This window comes from Streptomyces sp. NPDC047971 (genome assembly GCF_040653355.1).
In the GTDB taxonomy this organism is placed as follows: Bacteria; Actinomycetota; Actinomycetes; order Streptomycetales; family Streptomycetaceae; genus Streptomyces.
In genome coordinates, this window is the sequence record NZ_JBEZNW010000022.1 from 91,791 (window position 1) to 111,177 (window position 19,387).

Sequence of the window (19,387 nt, forward strand, 5' to 3'; positions counted from 1 at the left end):
CGACGCGGCCCCGGCCCGCCGAAGCGGACCGGGGCCGAGGAACGGGCGAGGAGGGACTCAGTCCCCCATGTCGTCCAGGTCGTCCAGAATGTCGTCCGACGGGTCGTCCGTCTTCGCGATCGCCGCGTTGTCCGCCTCCAGGAGACGGACCAGCTGACGGCCGAGGATCCGCTTGAACTTGCGCTGCTGCGGGCGTGTCCGGTCCAGGACCGCGACCTCCAGCCGCTCCGCGGGGATCTCCCGCTCACTGCCGTTGGTGTCCCGCGACAGCGCCTGCACGGCCAGTTTCAGCGCCTCGGCGAGCGACATGCCGTCCCGGTGACGCTGATCGAGGAAGCTGCTGATCTGCTCCGCGTTGCCGCCGACGGCGACCGAACCGTGCTCGTCCACGATCGAGCCGTCGTGCGGCAGCCGGTAGATCTGGTCGCCCTCGGGCTCGACCCCGACCTCGGCGACGACCAGCTCCACCTCGTAGGGCTTCTCCCCGGCGCTCGAGAAGATCGTGCCCAGTGTCTGGGCGTACACGTTCGCCAGGCCCCGGGCCGTCACATCGTCCCGGTCGTAGGTGTAACCCCGCAGGTCGGCGTAGCGGACGCCGCCGATCCGGAGGTTCTCGTACTCGTTGTACTTGCCGGCCGCGGCGAACCCGATCCGGTCGTAGATCTCGCTGAACTTGTGCAGCGCGCGGGACGGGTTCTCGCCGACGAACACGATGCCGTCGGTGTACTGAAGGACGACCAGACTGCGGCCTCGGGCGATGCCCTTGCGGGCGTACTCCGCCCGGTCGGCCATGGCCTGCTGGGGTGAGACGTAGAACGGAGTCGACACCGGCTACCCGTCCCTTTCTTCTGGGTTCAACTGACGACGAGTGATCAGAGCAGAGCCGCGCGCGGACCGTCGGGCTGCTCGAGCCGCCGATCGGTGACCGAGCGGGCGAGCGCCTGGGACTCCTCCTCGCTGAGCCTGCGGAAGCCCTCGTCCGTGATGACGGTGACGATGGGGTAGATGTGGCGGTACAGGTCCGGGCCGCCGGTCGCCGAGTCGTCGTCGGCGGCGTCGTACAGCGCCTGCACGACCAGCGTGGTGGCCTGCTCCTCCGTCAGGTCGGGGCGGAAGAGCTTCTTCATGGAGCCGCGGGCGAAGATCGACCCGGACCCGGTGGCGGCGAAGCCGTGCTCCTCGGAGCGGCCGCCGGTCACGTCGTAGGAGAAGATCCGGCCCCTCTCCTTGCCCTCGTCCCAGCCGGCGAAGAGCGGCACGACGGCGAGGCCCTGCATGGCCATCCCCAGATTGCCGCGGATCATGGTGGACAGGCGGTTCGCCTTGCCCTCGAGGGAGAGGGTCGCCCCCTCCACCTTCTCGAAGTGCTCCAGCTCCAGCTGGAACAGCTTGACCATCTCCACGGCGAGACCGGCGGTGCCGGCGATGCCCACGGCGGAGTACTCGTCGGCCGGGAACACCTTCTCGATGTCGCGCTGCGCGATCATGTTGCCCATGGTCGCCCGCCGGTCACCGGCGAGCACCACGCCTCCGGGGAAGGTCACGGCCACGATCGTGGTGCCGTGCGGCGCCTCGACGATCCCCTCGGGCAGCTTCCGGTTGCCCGGCAGCAGCTCCGGCGAGTGGTCGGACAGGAAGTCCATGAACGAGGACGAGCCCGGCGTCAGGAAGGCAGCTGGTAGACGCCCGGTGCTACGAGTGTTGGCTTCCACGCGTGTCCCTCCAAGGATGAGATGGCCCGGCGCCGGCCGCCGGGGTCGCCCCCCGGCGGGCCGTCGGCCTCGGCCGCATTGCAGTTGAAGCACGGTATGTCACGGACCCTACCCGGCTCGTGACGGTGATCCACATCGTCTTCGAGGACAGCGGCCGGTCACTGCCGGCGTCCGGTGCGGCGCCAGTGACCGGACGGTGTGGGCCCAGTGGCCCACACCGTCCGATGACCTCCACAGTCACCCGCCCCCACCTTCGATTCGAAGGTCAGATGGCGCTACTCGCCGCCCTTTTGCACGAAGGACCGCACGAAGTCCTCGGCGTTCTCCTCAAGCACGTCGTCGATCTCGTCCAGGACGGAGTCCACGTCGTCGCTCAGCTTCTCCTGGCGCTCCTGGAGGTCGGAGCTCGCCTCCGCGGTCGTCTCCTCGACCTCCTCCGTGGAGCGCGTCGCCTTCTGCTGTCCGCCGCCGGTGTCCTTGGTCGCCATATCCCTCACCCCGCTCGAATCGGCCCGCTCGGTTGGGTCTCTCAAGATCAGACCCTACAAGCCAGGTCTGACTTCGGCCCCGCAGTTTGGTACAACGTCCGGGCACTAGTCCCATGATTCCCAGTGCCCGGGCATTTCAGCCGCCCGACAGGACGCGGACCAGTTCCTCCGCCGTCCTGCACCGGTCCAGCAGTTCCTTCACGTGGTTCCTGGTCCCCCGCAGGGGCTCCAGGGTCGGCACCCGCTGCAGCGAGTCGCGCCCCGGAAGGTCGAAGATCACCGAGTCCCAGGACGCCGCCGCCACGTCGTCCGCGTACTGCTCGAGGCAGCGGCCCCGGAAATAGGCCCTGGTGTCCTCCGGAGGCTTCGTCTCGGCCCTCTCGACCTCGGTCTCGTCCAGGAGCCGCTTCATGCGCCCACGGGCCACCAGACGGTTGTACAGGCCCTTCTCGGGGCGCACGTCGGCGTACTGCAGGTCCACGAGGTGCAGCCGGGCCGCGTCCCAGTCCAGGTCGTCGCGGCGCCGGTAGCCCTCCATCAGCTCCCGCTTGGCGATCCAGTCCAGCTCGCCGGCCAGGCTCATCGGATCGTGTTCGAGCCGGTTGAGGGTGTCCTCCCAGCGGACCAGGACGTCCTTGGTCTGCTCGTCGGCGTCGGCGCCGAACCGCTCGTCCACGTACTTCCTGGCCAGCTCGAAGTACTCCATCTGGAGCTGGACGGCGGTGAGTGTCCGGCCGCTGCGCAGCGTGATCAGGTGCTGGAGGGTCGGGTCGTGGGAGACCTGGTGGAGCGTGCGTACGGGCTGGTCGACGGCGAGGTCCACGTTGATGAAGGAGTCCTCGATCATCGACAGGACCAGGGCCGTGGTGCCCAGCTTGAGGTAGGTGGAGATCTCCGACAGGTTCGCGTCGCCGATGATCACGTGGAGCCGGCGGTACTTCTCGGCGTCCGCGTGCGGCTCGTCGCGGGTGTTGATGATGGGCCGCTTGAGGGTGGTCTCCAGCCCCACCTCGACCTCGAAGTAGTCGGCGCGCTGGCTGATCTGGAAGCCGTGCTCGCGGCCGTCCTGGCCGATGCCGACGCGGCCCGCGCCGGTGACGACCTGGCGGGAGACGAAGAAGGGCGTCAGATGGCGCACGATGTCCGAGAAGGGGGTCTCCCGCTTCATCAGGTAGTTCTCGTGCGTGCCGTAGGAGGCGCCCTTGTTGTCGGTGTTGTTCTTGTAGAGGTGGATGGGCTGGGCGCCGGGGAGCTGGGCGGCCCGTTCGGCGGCCTCTGCCATGATCCGCTCGCCGGCCTTGTCCCAGAGGACGGCGTCACGGGGGTTGGTGACCTCGGGGGCGCTGTACTCCGGGTGGGCGTGGTCGACGTAGAGCCGGGCTCCGTTGGTGAGGATCACGTTGGCCAGGCCGATGTCCTCGTCGGTGAGCTGGCTGGAGTCGGCGGCCTCGCGGGCGAGGTCGAAGCCGCGGGCGTCCCGCAGCGGGTTCTCCTCCTCGAAATCCCAGCGGGCGCGGCGCGCCCGGTGCATCGCCGCCGCGTAGGCGTTGACGATCTGGGACGAGGTGAGCATGGCATTGGCGTTCGGGTGGCCCGGAACGGAGATCCCGTACTCCGTCTCGATGCCCATTACTCGCCGTACGGTCATGCGGCCCTCCTTGCCCGGCGGCGCTCCCCTTCGGGTGCGGCGCAACAAGTACCGACGAGCCTAGAGCGACTCCGCGCCGGTGGGGAGATCGATTCACTGTTTTGCTGGGGTGGAATACGACGGCTGCGGATGTCCGAGGTTCCGGACATCCGCAGCCGGTGTGCGACCTACAGGTACTGACCGGTGTTTGCCACCGTGTCGATGGAGCGCCCGGTGTCCGCGCCCTGCTTTCCGGTGACGAGGGTGCGGATGAAGACGATCCGCTCGCCCTTCTTTCCGGAGATTCGGGCCCAGTCGTCGGGGTTGGTGGTGTTGGGCAGGTCCTCGTTCTCCTTGAACTCGTCCACGCATGCCTGGAGGAGGTGGGAGACGCGGATGCCCTTCTGGTTGTGGTCGAGGAAGGCCTTGATGGCCATCTTCTTGGCCCGGTCCACGATGTTCTGGATCATCGCTCCGGAGTTGAAGTCCTTGAAGTAGAGGACTTCCTTGTCGCCATTGGCGTAGGTGACCTCGAGGAAGCGGTTCTCCTCGGATTCCGCGTACATCTGCTCGACCACGGACTGGATCATTCCGTGGGCGGCGGCCTCCTTGGAGCCCTGGTGCTCGGAGAGGTCGTCGGAGTGCAGCGGCAGCGAAGGCGTGAGGTACTTCGCGAAGATGTCCTTCGCGGCCTCCGCGTCCGGGCGCTCGATCTTGATCTTGACGTCGAGCCGGCCGGGCCGCAGGATCGCGGGGTCGATCATGTCCTCGCGGTTGGAGGCGCCGATGACGATGACGTTCTCCAGGCCCTCCACACCGTCGATCTCGGCGAGCAGCTGCGGGACGATCGTGTTCTCGACGTCCGAGCTGACTCCGGATCCGCGGGTGCGGAAGAGGGACTCCATCTCGTCGAAGAAGACGATGACGGGGGTGCCCTCGCTCGCCTTCTCACGGGCACGCTGGAAGACGAGGCGGATGTGCCGCTCGGTCTCGCCGACGTACTTGTTGAGGAGTTCCGGACCCTTGATGTTGAGGAAGTAGGACTTGCCGGCGGGCTGGCCGGTGACCTCCGCGACCTTCTTCGCAAGGGAGTTGGCGACGGCCTTGGCGATCAGCGTCTTGCCGCAGCCGGGCGGACCGTAGAGCAGGATGCCCTTCGGGGGCCGCAGTTCGTGCTCCTTGAACAGGTCCGGGTAGAGGTACGGAAGCTCGACCGCGTCCCTGATCATCTCGATCTGGCCGCCGAGGCCGCCGATCTTGTTGTAGTCGACGTCGGGGACCTCTTCGAGGACGAGCTCCTCGACCTCGCTCTTGGGGACCACTTCGTAGACGTAGCCGGACCTGGGTTCGAGCAGGAGGGCGTCGCCGGGGCGGATGGTGATGTCCAGCAGCGGCTCGGCGAGCCTGACCACCCGTTCCTCGTCCGTGTGCCCGATCACCAGGGCCCGCTCGCCGTCCTCGAGGATCTCCTTGAGGGTGACGATGTCCCCGGCGCGCTCGAATTCCATGGCCTCGACCACGTTGAGCGCCTCGTTGAGCATGACTTCCTGGCCGCGCCGTAGCTCGTCGAGCTCGACGCTGGGGCTGACGTTCACCCGGAGCTTCCGGCCTCCGGTGAAGATGTCGCAGGTGCCGTCCTCGTTGGCCTGCAGGAAGACACCGAACCCCGCCGGTGGCTGTGCGAGCCGGTCGACCTCCTCCTTGAGGGCCACGATCTGGTCGCGGGCCTCGCGGAGTGTGTTGGCGAGCCGCTCGTTCTGCGCGGACACGCCGGCCAGGTTTGTCTGCAGCTCGACGATCCGCTCTTCGAGAATCCTCGTATGACGCGGAGAGTCGGCGAGCTTGCGGCGCAGGACGGCGATTTCCTGCTCGAGATAGGCAACCTGGCCGGCGGGGTCTTCAGACCCCCGCCCCGGCCGGATGCCGCGGTTGATGTCGTCGTCGTGGGCTGCCACGGTCCTCACCTCCTCCAAGGGGAGCTGGACGCTTCCTGACCCTACCTGCGTGGGTGGTGATTGAAACCCCTAGATCACAAAGACTGTCGGGGCGTGTCCGATCTTCACCCTTGCGCTTCCCCTCACGCCAGTGGAATACCCACCCATCAACATCGGAAAGCGGGCGGTTGTATCGTCGTGAGTGGTCAACACCCGTCAGGCTTGACCGGACTTAGAAGAACGATCTCTTTCGACGCTCAGGAACGGCAGGAGACATGACCGTGCAGCACGATGCCCCGACGACGGGCGCCGGTGAGGCGCTGGAGGTCTGGATCGACCAGGATCTCTGCACCGGGGACGGGATCTGCGCGCAGTACGCTCCCGAGGTCTTCGAGCTGGACATCGACGGCCTCGCCTATGTGAAGAGCGCGGACGACGAGCTGCTGCAGGAGGCGGGGGCGACGACGCCGGTGCCGCTGCCGCTGCTCCAGGACGTCGTGGACTCGGCGAAGGAGTGCCCGGGCGACTGCATCCACGTGCGCCGGGTTTCGGACAGGGTCGAGGTCTACGGCCCTGACGCGGAGTGATCCGTCACATACTCCTCGCGTCGGCCTGAGCCGCGCGGACGAAGCTTCCGCCCCGCCAGCGCCAGCTGACGCGCTCCTGCTCGTCGGGACAGCAACTGGGTACGTCCGGGGACGAGTAGCCGAGCAGGGTGGCGGTGACCGCCCGGTCGCGTACGGCGAGCTCCGAGACGCTCTTCTGCTCCGAGGACTCGACGAGGGTCGCGACCACGCGCGCGTCCGGGCCGGTCTTGGCGTGGGTCAGCACGTAGACGGCGTGGGGAGGCGTTCCGGACCCGGCTTCGCAGTGTACGACTGCGACGGTTTCCGGGTTGCCGTCTCCGTCGAGGTCCCCGGTGGCCCGCTGGGCGATCTTGACGGGGGCTCCCCCGCACTGCAGGGGGTAGTCGGCCGTCGCGGCGTCGGGGGCGGGTCGTGGGGCGGTGGCGGCGCTGCCCGCGGTCGTCGTGGTGGCGGTGGCGGCGTCGGGCTGCAGCAGGCCGGCGGCGGCCACGACGGCGGCCATGGCGGTCGCGGTGGCCAGCCAGTGCACCGGCCGGGCGTGGGTGTGCGCGAGGTCCGGGACGGCGGGGGGCTGCACGCGGGGTGTCTCCTGTGAGGGTGGTGCGGAAGGAGTTGCGGGCATCGTGCCACACGTCACAGGCGGGTGGAACACGTGGGGTGCCGGCAGTCCGCAAAGATGCCGAACGTGAAGGTGCCGCCGTCGAGTTCCCCGCGCGGGGGCGGGAACTCGACGGCGGCACGCCTTCGTTGTCGGGGCGTCAGCCCTTGTTGGGGCCTTCGTAGTCCTCGCCGTACGCGCCCTTGGCGGGGCGCCGGCGGCGCATGGGCGGCTCGACGCCGTCCGCGAGGCGGCGGGCGGTGACCAGGAAGCCGGTGTGGCCGATCATGCGGTGGTCCGGGCGGACGGCCAGGCCCTCCACGTGCCAGTTCCGGATCATGGACTCCCAGGGCTGCGGCTCGGCGTAGCAGCCGAACTCGCGGATGGACTCCACGGTGCGGGCGAGCTGGGTGGTGGTGGCCACGTAGCAGCAGAGGATGCCGCCGGGGACGAGGGCCTTGGAGACGGCCTCCAGGCACTCCCAGGGGGCGAGCATGTCCAGGATGACGCGGTCCACGTCGGTGTCGGACAGGTTGTCCTGGAGGTCGCCGACGGTGAGCTGCCAGGCGGGGTGCGGGCCACCGAAGTAGCGCTCGACGTTCCCCTTGGCGATCTCGGCGAAGTCCTCACGGCGCTCGTAGGAGTGCAGCATGCCGCTGTCGCCGATGGCGCGCAGGAGGAAGCTGCTGAGCGAGCCCGAGCCCACCCCGGCCTCCACGACGCGCGCGCCGGGGAAGATGTCGGCGAAGGCCAGGATCTGCCCCGCGTCCTTGGGGTAGACCACGGCGGCGCCGCGGGGCATGGACAGGACGTAGTCGGGGAGCAGGGGGCGCAGCGCGAGGTAGGCGACGTTTCCCGTGGTACGGACAACACTGCCCTCGGGAGCACCGATCAGCTCGTCGTGGGGGAAGGAACCCTTGTGGGTGTGGAAATTCTTCCCGGCCTCGAGCGTGAACGTGTAGTGGCGTCCCTTGGGGTCGGTGAGCTGGACCTGGTCCCCGACCTTGAAGGGCCCGCGACGGCGGGCGGCACCGGTCGGTTCGGACATGTGAGCACCATATCAAGGGCGTACTGGCCCGCGGCCCGCCGAAGTCGGCGCCGGCGGCCGGTGGTGCCCGGCCGCGCCTCGGCGCGGGGTCTCCGCGCGCGCTCCCGTGCGGAGCCGCCGCGCTCCCGAGGCCGACGGGCCGGGTTCCCGGCTATGCCGAGGGCCGCGCCATGGCCTTGACGAAGGCGCGCTCCACGTCGTTGGTGGAAAGCACCCCGTAGATCTCCCCGGTCTCCTCGACGACCAGGTATTCGGTGGCGGGGCTGGTGCGCAGGTGGTCGAGGAGGGGCTGGCCGGCGAGTTCGGCGGGGACCCGCATGCCGTCGGTGAGGTCCTGGGCGAGGGTGCTGACGGCGACCCACGGGCGGCGGTGCTGGGGTACGCCGGCGATGGCGCTCTCGCGGACCAGTGCGGTGGGGCCGCCCTGGCCGTCGACGACGACGAGGGCGCGGGCTCCGGCCTCGTTGGCGCGGCGCAGGGCCTCGGAGAGCGGGGTGGTGGGTTCGACGGGGATGGCGCGGCGGGTGAGGGCGCGGGCCCGGAGTTCGGGCAGGTGCTCGCGGAGCCGGGCCATGCGCAGGCTGTTGCCGGCGCCGGTCCAGATGATGGCGGCGAGGATGGCGGCGAGCAGGGCGTCCGTGACGGTGTCCATGCCGCTGATGTCCTCGGTGGAGTTGCCGAGGGCGCCGGTGCGGGTGAGGAGGGGGAGGCCGATGAGGACGGCGACGGCGAGGGCGCGGCCGACCCAGGCGGCGGCGACGGTGCCGGCCATGGGCTTGCCGGTGATCTTCCACACGACGGCGCGGAGCATCCGGCCGCCGTCGAGCGGGAGGCCGGGCAGCAGGTTGAAGATCGCGACGATGAGGTTGGAGATCATGAGCCCGGCGAGCAGGACGCCGGGGACGGTGCCGGGCTCGACCGCGTACAGGGTGAGGTAGAAGATTCCGGCGAGGACCAGGGAGAGCAGGGGGCCGACGAAGGCGAGGACGAACTCGCGGCCGGGGGTCTCGCTCTCCTTCTCGATCTCGGACACACCGCCGAAGAACTGGAGCTGGATGCGGCGCACCGGGAGCTTGAAGCGGAGCGCGGCGATCGTGTGGGCCAGTTCGTGGACGAGGACCGAGGCGTAGAAGGCGATGGCGAAGAAGAGGGAGACGAGATAGCGGGCGGCGCCCAGCTCGGGCAGGACGCGTTCGATCTGGTCGCCGAAGACCCAGGTGATGAGGGCGGCGACGAGGAACCAGCTGGGGGCGACGTACACGGGCACGCCGAAGGGGCGGCCCATGAGGATCCCGCCGCCGGGTTCCTCGCCGCGCCGGTTCCGGCCTTCTCCGGTGGACGGCGGTTCCGTTTCGCCGGACCGCGGCCGCTCGTTCTCGCCGCGCTGGTCGTCCTGGTTCACGGGTTCCTCTCGTAGCCTTCCGCGCGACCCCCGTCGTGCGTCACTCTTCGATCATGCAGCGTGACGGGGTCTGTCGTCGATGGTATGCGGCTCGCTGTCGGTGGCGGGTCGTAGGGTCTGAGTCATGAGTACGAGCGAGCAGCCGCCCGCGGGGGCCAGGACACCCATGTCGTTGTCGCCCTCGCGGGCGAGCGACTTCATGCAGTGTCCCCTGCTGTACCGGTTCCGGGTGATCGACAGGCTGCCGGAGAAGCCGAGCGAGGCGGCGACGCGGGGCACGCTCGTCCACGCGGTGCTGGAGCGGCTCTTCGACGCTCCGGCGGTGGACCGGACGGCGCCGAGGGCGAAGGCGCTGATTCCCGGGCAGTGGGACCGGCTGCTGGAGTCGAAGCCGGAGCTGGGCGAGCTGTTCGCGGAGGACGCCGAGGGCGAGCGTCTCGCGCGCTGGCTGGGCGAGGCGGAGCGGCTGGTGGAGCGGTGGTTCACGCTGGAGGATCCGACCCGGCTGGAGCCGACGGAGCGTGAGCTGTTCGTGGAGACGGAGCTGGAGTCGGGGCTGCGGCTGCGCGGGGTGATCGACCGGATCGACGTGGCGCCGACGGGCGAGGTGCGGATCGTCGACTACAAGACGGGCAAGGCGCCTCGGCCCGAGTACAGCGAGGGCGCGCTGTTCCAGATGAAGTTCTACGCCCTGGTGATCTGGCGGCTGAAACTGGTCGTGCCGCGCCGGTTGCAGCTGGTGTACCTGGGCAGCGGTGACGTGCTGACGTACGACCCGGTGGAGGCCGATCTGCTGCGGGTGGAGCGGAAGCTGCTCGCCCTGTGGGAGGCGATCCGGCTGGCGACGGAGACGGGCGACTGGCGACCGCGTCCGACGAAGCTGTGCGGCTGGTGCGACCACCAGGCGGTGTGCCCGGAGTTCGGGGGCACTCCCCCGGTGTATCCGCTGGAGATCCGGCGGGAGATCGTTTCCGCGCGCCCGCCGGAGTCGGACGATTCGGGGCAGGGCAGAATGGGGCCGGTCCCACCCGCGCCGTGAAGGAGTTCCCGTGGCTATCCGCGTCCTGTTGGTCGACGACCAGCCGCTGCTGCGTACCGGTTTCCGGATGATTCTGGAGGCGGAGCAGGACATCGCGGTCGTCGGCGAGGCCGGGGACGGCCTGCAGGCTCTGGACCAGGTGCGGGCGCTGCAGCCCGACGTGGTGCTGATGGACATCCGGATGCCCCGGATGGACGGGGTCGAGGCGACGCGGCAGATCACGGGTCCGGGGCGGGACGGCCCGGCGAAGGTGCTGGTGCTGACGACCTTCGACCTGGACGAGTACGTGGTGGAGGCGCTGCGCGCGGGGGCCAGCGGCTTCCTGCTGAAGGACGCGCCGGCCAATGAGCTGGTGCAGGCGATCCGCGTGGTCGCGGCGGGTGAGGCGATGCTGGCCCCGTCGATCACCCGGCGTCTGCTCGACAAGTACTCGGCGCACCTGCCGTCGGGCGACGAGCAGGTGCCGGACACGCTCAACACGTTGACCGAGCGGGAGGTCGAGGTGCTGAAGCTGGTGGCGCGGGGCCTGTCGAACGCGGAGATCGCGGCGGATCTGTTCGTCAGCGAGACGACGGTGAAGACGCACGTGGGGCATGTGCTGACCAAGCTGGGGCTGCGTGACCGCGTGCAGGCCGCGGTGTACGCGTACGAGAGCGGTCTGGTGCGCCCCGGCGCGCAGTAGCCGAGCAGCGGGAGCGACGAAAGGGGCCCGGCACGCGAGACGCGTGCCGGGCCCCTTCGCGCGGCGCCACGGGACGGTGCACCGTGGCGCCGGGCTCCGCCGGTGGCCGGTCAGCCCTTCTTGATCTCCCAGAAGCGGAAGACCGTCGAGGCGTCGAGGGTCCACTCGAGGCCGTTGACGCCGTCCCGGGCGACGGCGTACTGCTTGCCCTGCCAGAGCGGGAGCAGGGGCAGTTCCTCGGCGACCAGGTCCTGGAGCCTGTTGAAGTCCTCGGTCGTGGCGGAGCGGTCCGCGGAGGCCGACGTCTTCGGCAGGAGGGTGCCGGTGATGGTGCGGTTGTCGTAGTTGTTGCCGAGGACGTTGCCCGGGCCGAAGAAGGGGGCGGTGAAGTTGTCGGGGTCGGGGTAGTCGGGGACCCAGCCCTTCACGTACACGCCGTACTTGCCGTCGGCGATGTCCTTCTCGTACTGGCCGAACTCGACGGACTTCACGTCGGCGTCGAACAGACCGCTGCTGTTGAGCTGCTCGGCTATCGCCTTGAGCTCCTGGTCGGTGGCGGGGCCGTAGCGGCTCGGCGTGGACCAGAGGGTGAGCTTCACCTTGCCGGTGATGCCCGCCTTGCGCAGCGCCTTCTTGGCCTTGGCGGCGTCGGGGCTGCCGTAGGTGTCGAAGAAGGCGGTGTTGTGGCCCGCGATGCCGGCCGGGACGATCGAGTACAGCGGCGTGGCCGTCGACTTGTGGACGTTCTGGACGAGCGCCTCGCGGTCGACGAGGTGGGCGATGGCCTGGCGTACGCCGAGCTTGCCGACGACCGGGTCCTTGACGTTGAAGACGAGGTGCTGGACCTCGGCGCTGGAGCCCTGGACGACCTCGACGCCTTGGTCCGCGGTGGTGGCGGACGCCTCCAGGGCGGCGATGTCCTCGGCGGACAGACCACGGTAGGCGACGTCGATGTCGTTGTCGGCGAGGGCCTTGGAGAGGGCCGCGCGGTCGCCGCCGTAGAGCTTGAGGGTGACACCGCTGTTCTCCGCCTTGGCGGCGCCCTGGTAGTCGCCGTTGACGGAGAAGACGGCCTCGGTGTCGCTGATCGAGTCCAGCTTGTACGGGCCGGAGCCGACGGCCTTGCCGTCGGTGCGCAGCGCGTCGGCGCTGTACTCGCGGTGGTCGACGATCGAGCCGGCGCCGGAGGCGATCTTGCTGGGGAAGGTGGCGTCGGGGGTCTTGAGCCGGAAGACGACGGTCAGGTCGTCCGGGGTCTCGATGGAGTCGATCGAGGACAGCAGCGGCGCCGGGCCGGCCGGGTCCGCGATCTTCAGCGCGCGGTCGAAGGAGAACTTGACGTCCTTCGAGGTCAGCGGGTTGCCGTTGGAGAACTTCAGGCCCTCGCGGAGGGTGCAGCGGTAGACCTTGCTGCCCCCTTCGAAGGTGCACTTCTCGGCCGCTTCCGGCTCGGGCTCGGTGTTGCCCTTGGGGAAGCTGAGCAGGGACTGGAAGACGTTGTTGAACAGCAGCCAGGAGCCGGGGTCGTAGCCGGCGGCGGGGTCGGTGGCCAGGACCTCGTCGGACATGCCGACGCGGACGTTGTCACCGGAGCTCGCGGCGCCGTCGCCCTGCTCGGTGCCGCAGCCGCTGAGCAGGGCGGCGGACAGCCCTGCGGCGAGGGGAGCCGTCAGCCACTTGTTGTGCTTCACAGAACGTGCCTCTTGATCTCTTGCCAGACCGGCGCGCGCCCGTGCGCGGCCGGTGTTACCGAGCTGGTTGCGGGGTCAGGCGGTGCCGCGGCCGAGCTCCCAGAGGAGCAGGTCCGAGGAGGTGTTCAGCGCCCATTCGACGCCGGTCAGGTCGTCGCGCGCGGCGACGTACTGCTTGCCCTGCCAGAGCGGCAGGACGGGAACGTCCTTGGCGACGATCTTCTGGATCTGACCGAAGACGGAGCTTGCGGCGTTGCGGTCGGCCGAGCGGCGCGACTGCGGGATCAACTGGTCGCGGACGGACGCGTTGACGTAGGGGGTGTTGAGGAAGTTGTCGGCGTCGAGGAAGGGGGCGACGTAGTTGTCCGGGTCGGGGAAGTCGGGGAACCAGCCGAGACCGTAGACCGCGTAGTCGCCGCGCTTCTGCGCGGGCCGGAAGGTGGACCACTCGGCGCCCTGGACGGTGACGTCGAAGAGGCCGGTGGCGTTGAGCTGGTCGCGCAGCGCCTCGAACTCCTTCTTGGTGCCGGAGCCGTAGTGATCGGTCGTGTAGTGGAGGGTGACCTTGACCGGCTTCGTGATGCCGGCCTTGCTCAGGATGCCCGTGGCCTTCTTGGTGCTGGGCTCCCCGTAGCTGTCGAAGAAGGCGGTGGAGTGGCCGGTGACGCTGGAGGGGATCAGCGAGTAGAGCGGCTGGGCGGTGGTGCCGTAGACCGTGTCGATGAGCTCGCCGCGGTCGATGACGGCGGCCATGGCCTGCCGGACGGCCTTGTCCTTGACGGAGGGGTCGGCGGTGTTGAAGGCGAGGTAGCGGATCTCCAGGCCGGGGACCTCGGTGAGGTCGATGCCCTCCTTGGGCTTCTCGGTGAGGTCCCTGACCTGGTCGAGCGACATGGAGCGGGTCATCATGTCGATGTCGCGGCTCTCGAGGGCCTTGCCCATGCTGTCCGCGTCGGCGAAGGAGCGCAGTTCGACCTTGTCGTTGCGCAGGGTGATGTCGCCCTTGTAGTTCGGGTTCTTGGTGAAGACGGCCTTGACGATCTTCTCGCCGTCGAGCTCCGTCTTCATGGTGTACGGGCCGGAGCCGTCGACCTCGAAGCCCGGGCGGAGCTTCTTGGCGTCGTACTTGTCCTTGCTGAGGATGCCGGCGACCGGGGTGGAGAGCTTGTACGGGAAGGTGGCGTCGGGCGTCTTCAGGTGGAAGACGATCTCCCGGTCGCCGTTGGTCTCGACGGTGTCGATGTTGGCCAGGAGGGCGGCCGTGCCGTTGTCGGACTTGATCGTCAGCACGCGTTCGACGGAGAACTTCACGTCGGCGGCGGTGACGGGGGTGCCGTCCGCGAAGGTCAGCCCCTCGCGCAGCGTGCAGCGGTAGCTCTCGCTGAGGCGGTCGCTGAAGCGGCAGCTCTCGGCGGCCTCGGGAACGGGCTCACCGCCGCCGCGGGGGACGTGCATCAGGGTCTGGACGGTCTGCCGCAGGATGTTCCAGGCGCCGGTGTCGTAGGCGAAGGCCGGGTCGAGGGGCGCGGGGGCCTCGGCGGTGGCGAGGAACTGGTCCGTGGTTCCGACGACGATGGCTCCGGACTCGTCCGAACCGCCGCAGGCGACGAGCAGCGGGGCGAGCAGACCGGCGACGGCCGGCAGTGCCAAGGTCTTGCGGTTCATCCTGGACGTTCTCCTCATCCGGCACTGGGTACAGCGGTTACGGACACTCCGCCGCTGCGCCCTTTGGGGGCGGGGATCGGGCCGGGATTGGTATGCGATCGGTCCTGTGCTCGCGGCGACTTGGGTGGGTCACCGGGGCACCCGGAAGCGCGGCGAAGTACTCGCGAAAGATTAGTGGCCGAGGCCCTATTGCCAGGACCGCGGGCGGTGTGGGACGGATGCGCATGGTGATCATGAATGCGGTGGGCTCGATAGTCATGCGGGGGCATGATTCGCCTGGGAGTGTGCGAATCGGGACACAGGGGAAGGCCGGAATCACCGCGTTCCGGACACGTGACGCAGGACGGCCACCCGTCGACCGGCACGCTGGGTGACCAAGGTCACGTGCGTCCCTTTTCGGCGGGTGGCCGATTCATTTCGAGAGCGCGGTCACGGAAAATGCACGTCCGGACGCCCTCTGTTTCCGTGCCGGGTCTTCGAGGAGAAATACCCGGGCAGGCTCAGGAAAAGCTCAAGGCTTTCACCGGCTCGCGATGAGCGTGCGCAGGAAGGGCACGTTCACATCCTCCAGGGAGCGGACCACGACCCGGCCCGCGGAGGGGGCGATGGGTGCGACGGAGGGCACCGCGACCACCCGGCAGCCGGCGGCCTCGGCCGCGGCCACGCCGGTCGCGGTGTCCTCGATGACCGCGCACAGCGCCGGTTCGGCACCGACCCCGCTCGCGGCCGTCAGATACGGCTCGGGGTGCGGCTTGGTGCGCAGCACCTCGTCGCCGGCGACGGTGAGGGTGAAGCGGTCGCGGCCCAGGGAGGCGAGGATCCGGTCGATGATGCGCCGGTGCGAGGCGGAGACCAGGGCGGTCGGGATGTTGTGCTGGGCCAGCTCCGCCAGCAGCCGTTCGGCGCCCGGCATCATCGGCACGCCCCGGCCGATGCGCTGCTCGAACTTCTCGTTGAGCAGGACGGTCAGCTCGGGGACGGTGATGTCGGCGCCGGTGGCGTCGATCAGATAGCCCGCGCTGCGGGTCATGGGGCCGCCGACGACGATGTCGCGCCATGCCTCGTCCAGTCGGTGCCCGAGGTCGGCGAAGACCTCCACCTCGGCGTCCCACCAGAACCCCTCGGTGTCGACGAGGGTGCCGTCCATGTCGAGGAAGACCGCCTGCAGGGCGGAGCTCCCGTTGGTACGGAACAAGGACGCGGGGACCGTACTGGTCATCCGGCACACCTCCATGGAGGGACGAGAAGGCCGGCCCCCCTCCCCGGTACGGGGAGGGTGACCGGCCTGCACTGGACCGACCAGTGTACGTCTCGATCACCGAGAACGCAGGGAGAAACGCGCTGACGTGCGCCGAACGGTGTCAGCGGGCGTTGAAGTACTTCGCCTCGGGGTGGTGGATGACGATCGCGTCGGTGGACTGCTCGGGGTGGAGCTGGAACTCCTCCGACAGCTCGACCCCGATCCGCTCGGGCCGCAGCAGCTCGGCGATCTTCGCCCGGTCCTCCAGGTCGGGGCAGGCCCCGTAGCCGAGCGAGAACCGCGCGCCGCGGTACTTGAGCGCGAACATGTCCTCGACATCGGCCGGGTCCTCGCCCGCGAAGCCCAGCTCGGCGCGGACCCGGGCGTGCCAGTACTCGGCGAGGGCCTCGGCCAGCTGGACGGAGAGGCCGTGCAGCTCCAGGTAGTCGCGGTAGGAGTCGGACTCGAAGAGCTTGGCGGTGGCCTCGCCGATCCGGGAGCCCACGGTGACGACCTGGAGGCCGACGACGTCGGTCTCGCCCGACTCCTCCGGGCGGAAGAAGTCCGCGAGGCACAGACGGCGGCCACGGCGCTGACGCGGGAAGGTGAAGCGGGTCCGCTCGTTGCCCTGCTCGTCGAGGATGATCAGGTCCTCGCCCTTGGAGACGCACGGGAAGTAGCCGTGGACGACGGCCGCCTCCAGCAGGTTCTCCGTGTGGAGGCGCTCCAGCCAGCCGCGCAGCCGGGGCCTGCCCTCGGTCTCCACCAGCTCCTCGTACGACGGTCCGTCGCCGGCGCGGTTCTGCTTCAGGCCCCACTGCCCCTTGAACAGGGCGCCTTCGTCGAGCCAGCTCGCGTACTCCTTGAGCTGGATGCCCTTGACGACGCGGGTGCCCCAGAACGGCGGGGTGGGCACCGGGTTGTCCGTGGCGACGTCCGAACGGCCGCCCGGCTCCGGCTCCTCGACCTGCAGGGGGCCGGCGCCCTTGGCGACCCGGCGCTGCTTGAGCTCGGGCAGGGCCGCCCCGGGCACACCTCGCTTGACCGCGATGAGGGCGTCCATCAGCCGCAGGCCCTCGAAGGCGTCCCGGGCGTAGCGGACCTCGCCCTGGTAGATCTCGTGGAGGTCCTGCTCGACGTACGCCCGGGTGAGGGCGGCGCCGCCCAGGATGACCGGGAAGTCGGCGGCCAGGCCGCGCTGGTTCAGCTCCTCCAGGTTCTCCTTCATGATCACCGTGGACTTGACCAGCAGGCCGGACATGCCGATGACGTCGGCGCGGTGTTCTTCGGCGGCGTCCAGGATGGCGGAGACCGGCTGCTTGATGCCGAGGTTCACGACGTTGTAGCCGTTGTTGGACAGGATGATGTCGACGAGGTTCTTGCCGATGTCGTGGACGTCGCCCCGGACGGTCGCGAGCACGATCGTGCCCTTGCCCTCCGCGTCCGACTTCTCCATGTGCGGTTCGAGGTACGCCACGGCCGTCTTCATGACCTCGGCCGACTGGAGCACGAACGGCAGCTGCATCTGGCCGGAGCCGAAGAGCTCGCCGACGACCTTCATGCCGTCGAGCAGCGTCTCGTTGACGATGTCGAGGGCCGGGCGCTCCTGCAGGGCCTCGGAGAGGTCGGCCTCCAGGCCGTTCTTCTCGCCGTCGATGATGCGGCGCTTGAGGCGCTCCTCCAGCGGCAGGGCGAGGAGCTCCTCGGTCTTGCCGGCCTTCATGGACTTGGTCGTGGCGCCCTCGAAGAGGGCCATCAGCTTCTGCAGCGGGTCGTAGGCCGGCTCGTCGCCCTGCTGGGGGCGGCGCCGGTCGTAGATCAGGTCGAGGGCGGTGGTGACCTGCTCCTCGTCGAAGCGGGCGATCGGAAGGATCTTGGACGCGTGCACGATGGCCGAGTCCAAGCCGGCCTTGACGCACTCGTCGAGGAAGACGGAGTTGAGCAGGATGCGGGCGGCCGGGTTGAGGCCGAAGGAGATGTTGGACAGGCCGAGCGTGGTCTGGACGTCCGGGCGGCGCCGCTTGAGCTCGCGGATGGCCTCGATGGTGGCGATGCCGTCCTTCCGGGACTCCTCCTGCCCGGTGCAGATGGTGAAGGTGAGGGTGTCGATGAGGATGTCCGACTCGTGGATGCCCCAGTTGCCGGTCAGGTCCTCGATCAGCCGTTCGGCGATGGCGACCTTGTTCTCGACGGTGCGGGCCTGGCCCTCCTCGTCGATGGTCAGCGCGATGAGCGCGGCGCCGTGCTCCTGGGCCAGCCGGGTGACCTTGGCGAAGCGGGAGTCGGGTCCGTCGCCGTCCTCGTAGTTGACGGAGTTGATGACGGCGCGGCCGCCGAGCTTCTCCAGACCCGCCCGGATGACGTCGACCTCGGTGGAGTCGAGGACGATCGGCAGGGTGGAGGCGGTGGCGAAGCGGCCGGCCAGCTCCTCCATGTCGGCGACGCCGTCCCGGCCGACGTAATCGACGCAGAGGTCGAGCATGTGCGCGCCCTCGCGGATCTGGTCGCGCGCCATCTCCACGCAGTCGTCCCACCGGCCGTCGAGCATGGCCTCACGGAACTTCTTGGAGCCGTTGGCGTTGGTGCGCTCGCCGATCGCCATGTAGGAGGTGTCCTGGCGGAACGGGACCGTCTGGTAGAGCGAGGCGGCGCCGGGCTCGGGGCGCGGGTCGCGGACGGTGGGGGTGAGGTCGCGGACCCGCTCGACGACCTGGCGCAGGTGCTCCGGGGTCGTACCGCAGCAGCCGCCGATCAGGGAGAGGCCGTACTCGCGGACGAAGGTCTCCTGCGCGTCGGCCAGCTCGGCCGGGGTCAGCGGGTAGTGCGCGCCGTTCTTGCCGAGGACGGGCAGGCCGGCGTTGGGCATGCAGGACAGCGGGATGCGGGAGTGCCTGGCGAGGTAGCGCAGGTGCTCGCTCATCTCGGCGGGGCCGGTGGCGCAGTTCAGGCCGATCATGTCGATGCCGAGGGGCTCGAGCGCGGTCAGCGCGGCGCCGATCTCGGAGCCGAGCAGCATGGTGCCGGTGGTCTCGACGGTGACGGAGACGATCAGCGGCACGTCGATGCCGAGGGTGTCCAGCGCGCGGCGGGCGCCGATGACGGACGCCTTGGTCTGCAGCAGGTCCTGGGTGGTCTCGACGAGGAGCGCGTCGGCGCCGCCGGCGATGAGGCCCTCGGCGTTCTGCTGGTAGGCGTCGCGCAGGGCGGTGTACGGGGCGTGGCCGAGGGTCGGCAGCTTGGTGCCGGGGCCCATGGAGCCGAGGACCCAGCGCTGCTGTCCGGTGGACGCGGTGAACTCGTCGGCGACCTCGCGGGCGATCCGGGCGCCGGACTCGGAGAGCTCGTGCACCCGCTCGGGGATGTCGTACTCGCCGAGTGCGGCGAGGTTGGCGCCGAAGGTGTTGGTCTCGACGCAGTCGACGCCCGAGGCGAAGTACTCCTGGTGCACGGAGCGGACGATGTCCGGCCGGGTCACGTTGAGGATCTCGTTGCAGCCTTCCAGGTTCTGGAAGTCCTCGAGACTGGGGTCCTGTGCCTGGAGCATGGTGCCCATGGCTCCGTCGGCCACCACCACTCGGGTCGCGAGTGCCTCGCGGAGGGTTGCGGCACGGGTCCGGCTGTCGGCGGAAGGGGTTGGCGACGAGGCCATGGATGAGCTCCCTGGAGTGCGACGG

At 69.4% G+C, this 19,387-nt stretch carries 16 protein-coding genes; 3 read left to right on the top strand and 13 right to left on the bottom strand.

Annotated features, from left to right (window positions below):
- Positions 1–57: 57 nt before the first annotated feature.
- From prcA to arc, 6 genes are all read right to left on the bottom strand, one after another.
- Positions 58–828, bottom strand: a complete 771-nt coding sequence (prcA, locus tag AB0D99_RS21480; RefSeq protein WP_362364274.1) for a proteasome subunit alpha — start codon at positions 826–828, stop codon at positions 58–60.
- 44 nt (positions 829–872) lie between these two features.
- Entirely contained in the window at positions 873–1,712 is an 840-nt protein-coding gene (prcB, locus tag AB0D99_RS21485; protein ID WP_362364277.1) for a proteasome subunit beta, read from the bottom strand.
- Entirely contained in the window at positions 1,664–1,846 is a 183-nt protein-coding gene (locus tag AB0D99_RS21490) for a hypothetical protein (RefSeq protein WP_362364280.1), read from the bottom strand. The genes prcB and AB0D99_RS21490 overlap by 49 nt, the downstream gene beginning before the upstream one ends.
- Before the next feature lie 141 nt (positions 1,847–1,987).
- Positions 1,988–2,200: a ubiquitin-like protein Pup gene (locus AB0D99_RS21495; protein ID WP_260230259.1), complete on the bottom strand. Its 213-nt coding sequence runs from the start codon at positions 2,198–2,200 to the stop codon at positions 1,988–1,990.
- Positions 2,201–2,336: 136 nt separating this feature from the next.
- Positions 2,337–3,848 (bottom strand): depupylase/deamidase Dop, encoded by a 1,512-nt coding sequence (dop, locus tag AB0D99_RS21500; RefSeq protein ID WP_362364284.1) that lies wholly within the window; start codon positions 3,846–3,848, stop codon positions 2,337–2,339.
- A 167-nt stretch (positions 3,849–4,015) separates the two neighbouring features.
- Complete coding sequence (gene arc / locus AB0D99_RS21505; RefSeq protein WP_362364286.1) at positions 4,016–5,782, bottom strand: proteasome ATPase; 1,767 nt, start codon at positions 5,780–5,782, stop codon at positions 4,016–4,018.
- 254 nt (positions 5,783–6,036) lie between these two features.
- Between arc and AB0D99_RS21510 the strand changes: the two genes are divergently transcribed.
- Entirely contained in the window at positions 6,037–6,348 is a 312-nt protein-coding gene (locus AB0D99_RS21510; protein ID WP_362364289.1) for a ferredoxin, read from the top strand.
- Between the two features lie 4 nt (positions 6,349–6,352).
- On the opposite strand, the gene AB0D99_RS21515 is transcribed toward AB0D99_RS21510, so the two are convergent.
- The 3 genes from AB0D99_RS21515 to AB0D99_RS21525 form a co-directional block, all read right to left on the bottom strand.
- Positions 6,353–6,925: a hypothetical protein gene (locus tag AB0D99_RS21515; protein ID WP_362364292.1), complete on the bottom strand. Its 573-nt coding sequence runs from the start codon at positions 6,923–6,925 to the stop codon at positions 6,353–6,355.
- A gap of 181 nt (positions 6,926–7,106) precedes the next feature.
- A complete protein-coding gene (locus AB0D99_RS21520) occupies positions 7,107–7,994 on the bottom strand; it encodes a tRNA (adenine-N1)-methyltransferase (protein WP_019884997.1) in 888 nt (295 codons plus the stop codon).
- Positions 7,995–8,145: 151 nt separating this feature from the next.
- Complete coding sequence (locus tag AB0D99_RS21525; RefSeq protein WP_362364296.1) at positions 8,146–9,396, bottom strand: site-2 protease family protein; 1,251 nt, start codon at positions 9,394–9,396, stop codon at positions 8,146–8,148.
- Between the two features lie 124 nt (positions 9,397–9,520).
- On the opposite strand from AB0D99_RS21525, the gene AB0D99_RS21530 reads away from it, so the two are divergent.
- Positions 9,521–10,435, top strand: coding sequence for a RecB family exonuclease (locus AB0D99_RS21530; RefSeq protein WP_362364298.1), 915 nt, complete (start codon positions 9,521–9,523; stop codon positions 10,433–10,435).
- Positions 10,436–10,445: 10 nt separating this feature from the next.
- Positions 10,446–11,117, top strand: coding sequence for a response regulator transcription factor (locus AB0D99_RS21535; protein WP_137990365.1), 672 nt, complete (start codon positions 10,446–10,448; stop codon positions 11,115–11,117).
- A gap of 110 nt (positions 11,118–11,227) precedes the next feature.
- On the opposite strand, the gene AB0D99_RS21540 is transcribed toward AB0D99_RS21535, so the two are convergent.
- From AB0D99_RS21540 to metH, 4 genes are all read right to left on the bottom strand, one after another.
- A complete protein-coding gene (locus AB0D99_RS21540; protein WP_362364301.1) occupies positions 11,228–12,808 on the bottom strand; it encodes an ABC transporter substrate-binding protein in 1,581 nt (526 codons plus the stop codon).
- 75 nt (positions 12,809–12,883) lie between these two features.
- Entirely contained in the window at positions 12,884–14,473 is a 1,590-nt protein-coding gene (locus AB0D99_RS21545; protein WP_362364304.1) for an ABC transporter substrate-binding protein, read from the bottom strand.
- Positions 14,474–14,993: 520 nt separating this feature from the next.
- Positions 14,994–15,692, bottom strand: coding sequence for an HAD family phosphatase (locus tag AB0D99_RS21550; protein WP_362364307.1), 699 nt, complete (start codon positions 15,690–15,692; stop codon positions 14,994–14,996).
- A gap of 142 nt (positions 15,693–15,834) precedes the next feature.
- Complete coding sequence (gene metH, locus AB0D99_RS21555) at positions 15,835–19,362, bottom strand: methionine synthase (RefSeq protein ID WP_362364310.1); 3,528 nt, start codon at positions 19,360–19,362, stop codon at positions 15,835–15,837.
- Between the last annotated feature and the right edge of the window lie 25 nt (positions 19,363–19,387).

What these genes read in the sequence shown, in the direction of transcription:
- AB0D99_RS21495 (WP_260230259.1), bottom strand. Translation starts at nt 2,200, where the DNA reads ATGGCGACCAAGGACACCGGCGGCGGACAGCAGAAGGCGACGCGCTCC.
- dop (WP_362364284.1), bottom strand. Translation starts at nt 3,848, where the DNA reads ATGACCGTACGGCGAGTAATGGGCATCGAGACGGAGTACGGGATCTCC.
- AB0D99_RS21510 (WP_362364289.1), top strand. Translation starts at nt 6,037, where the DNA reads ATGACCGTGCAGCACGATGCCCCGACGACGGGCGCCGGTGAGGCGCTG.
- AB0D99_RS21520 (WP_019884997.1), bottom strand. Translation starts at nt 7,994, where the DNA reads ATGTCCGAACCGACCGGTGCCGCCCGCCGTCGCGGGCCCTTCAAGGTC.
- AB0D99_RS21530 (WP_362364298.1), top strand. Translation starts at nt 9,521, where the DNA reads ATGAGTACGAGCGAGCAGCCGCCCGCGGGGGCCAGGACACCCATGTCG.
- AB0D99_RS21545 (WP_362364304.1), bottom strand. Translation starts at nt 14,473, where the DNA reads ATGAACCGCAAGACCTTGGCACTGCCGGCCGTCGCCGGTCTGCTCGCC.
- AB0D99_RS21550 (WP_362364307.1), bottom strand. Translation starts at nt 15,692, where the DNA reads ATGACCAGTACGGTCCCCGCGTCCTTGTTCCGTACCAACGGGAGCTCC.
- metH (WP_362364310.1), bottom strand. Translation starts at nt 19,362, where the DNA reads ATGGCCTCGTCGCCAACCCCTTCCGCCGACAGCCGGACCCGTGCCGCA.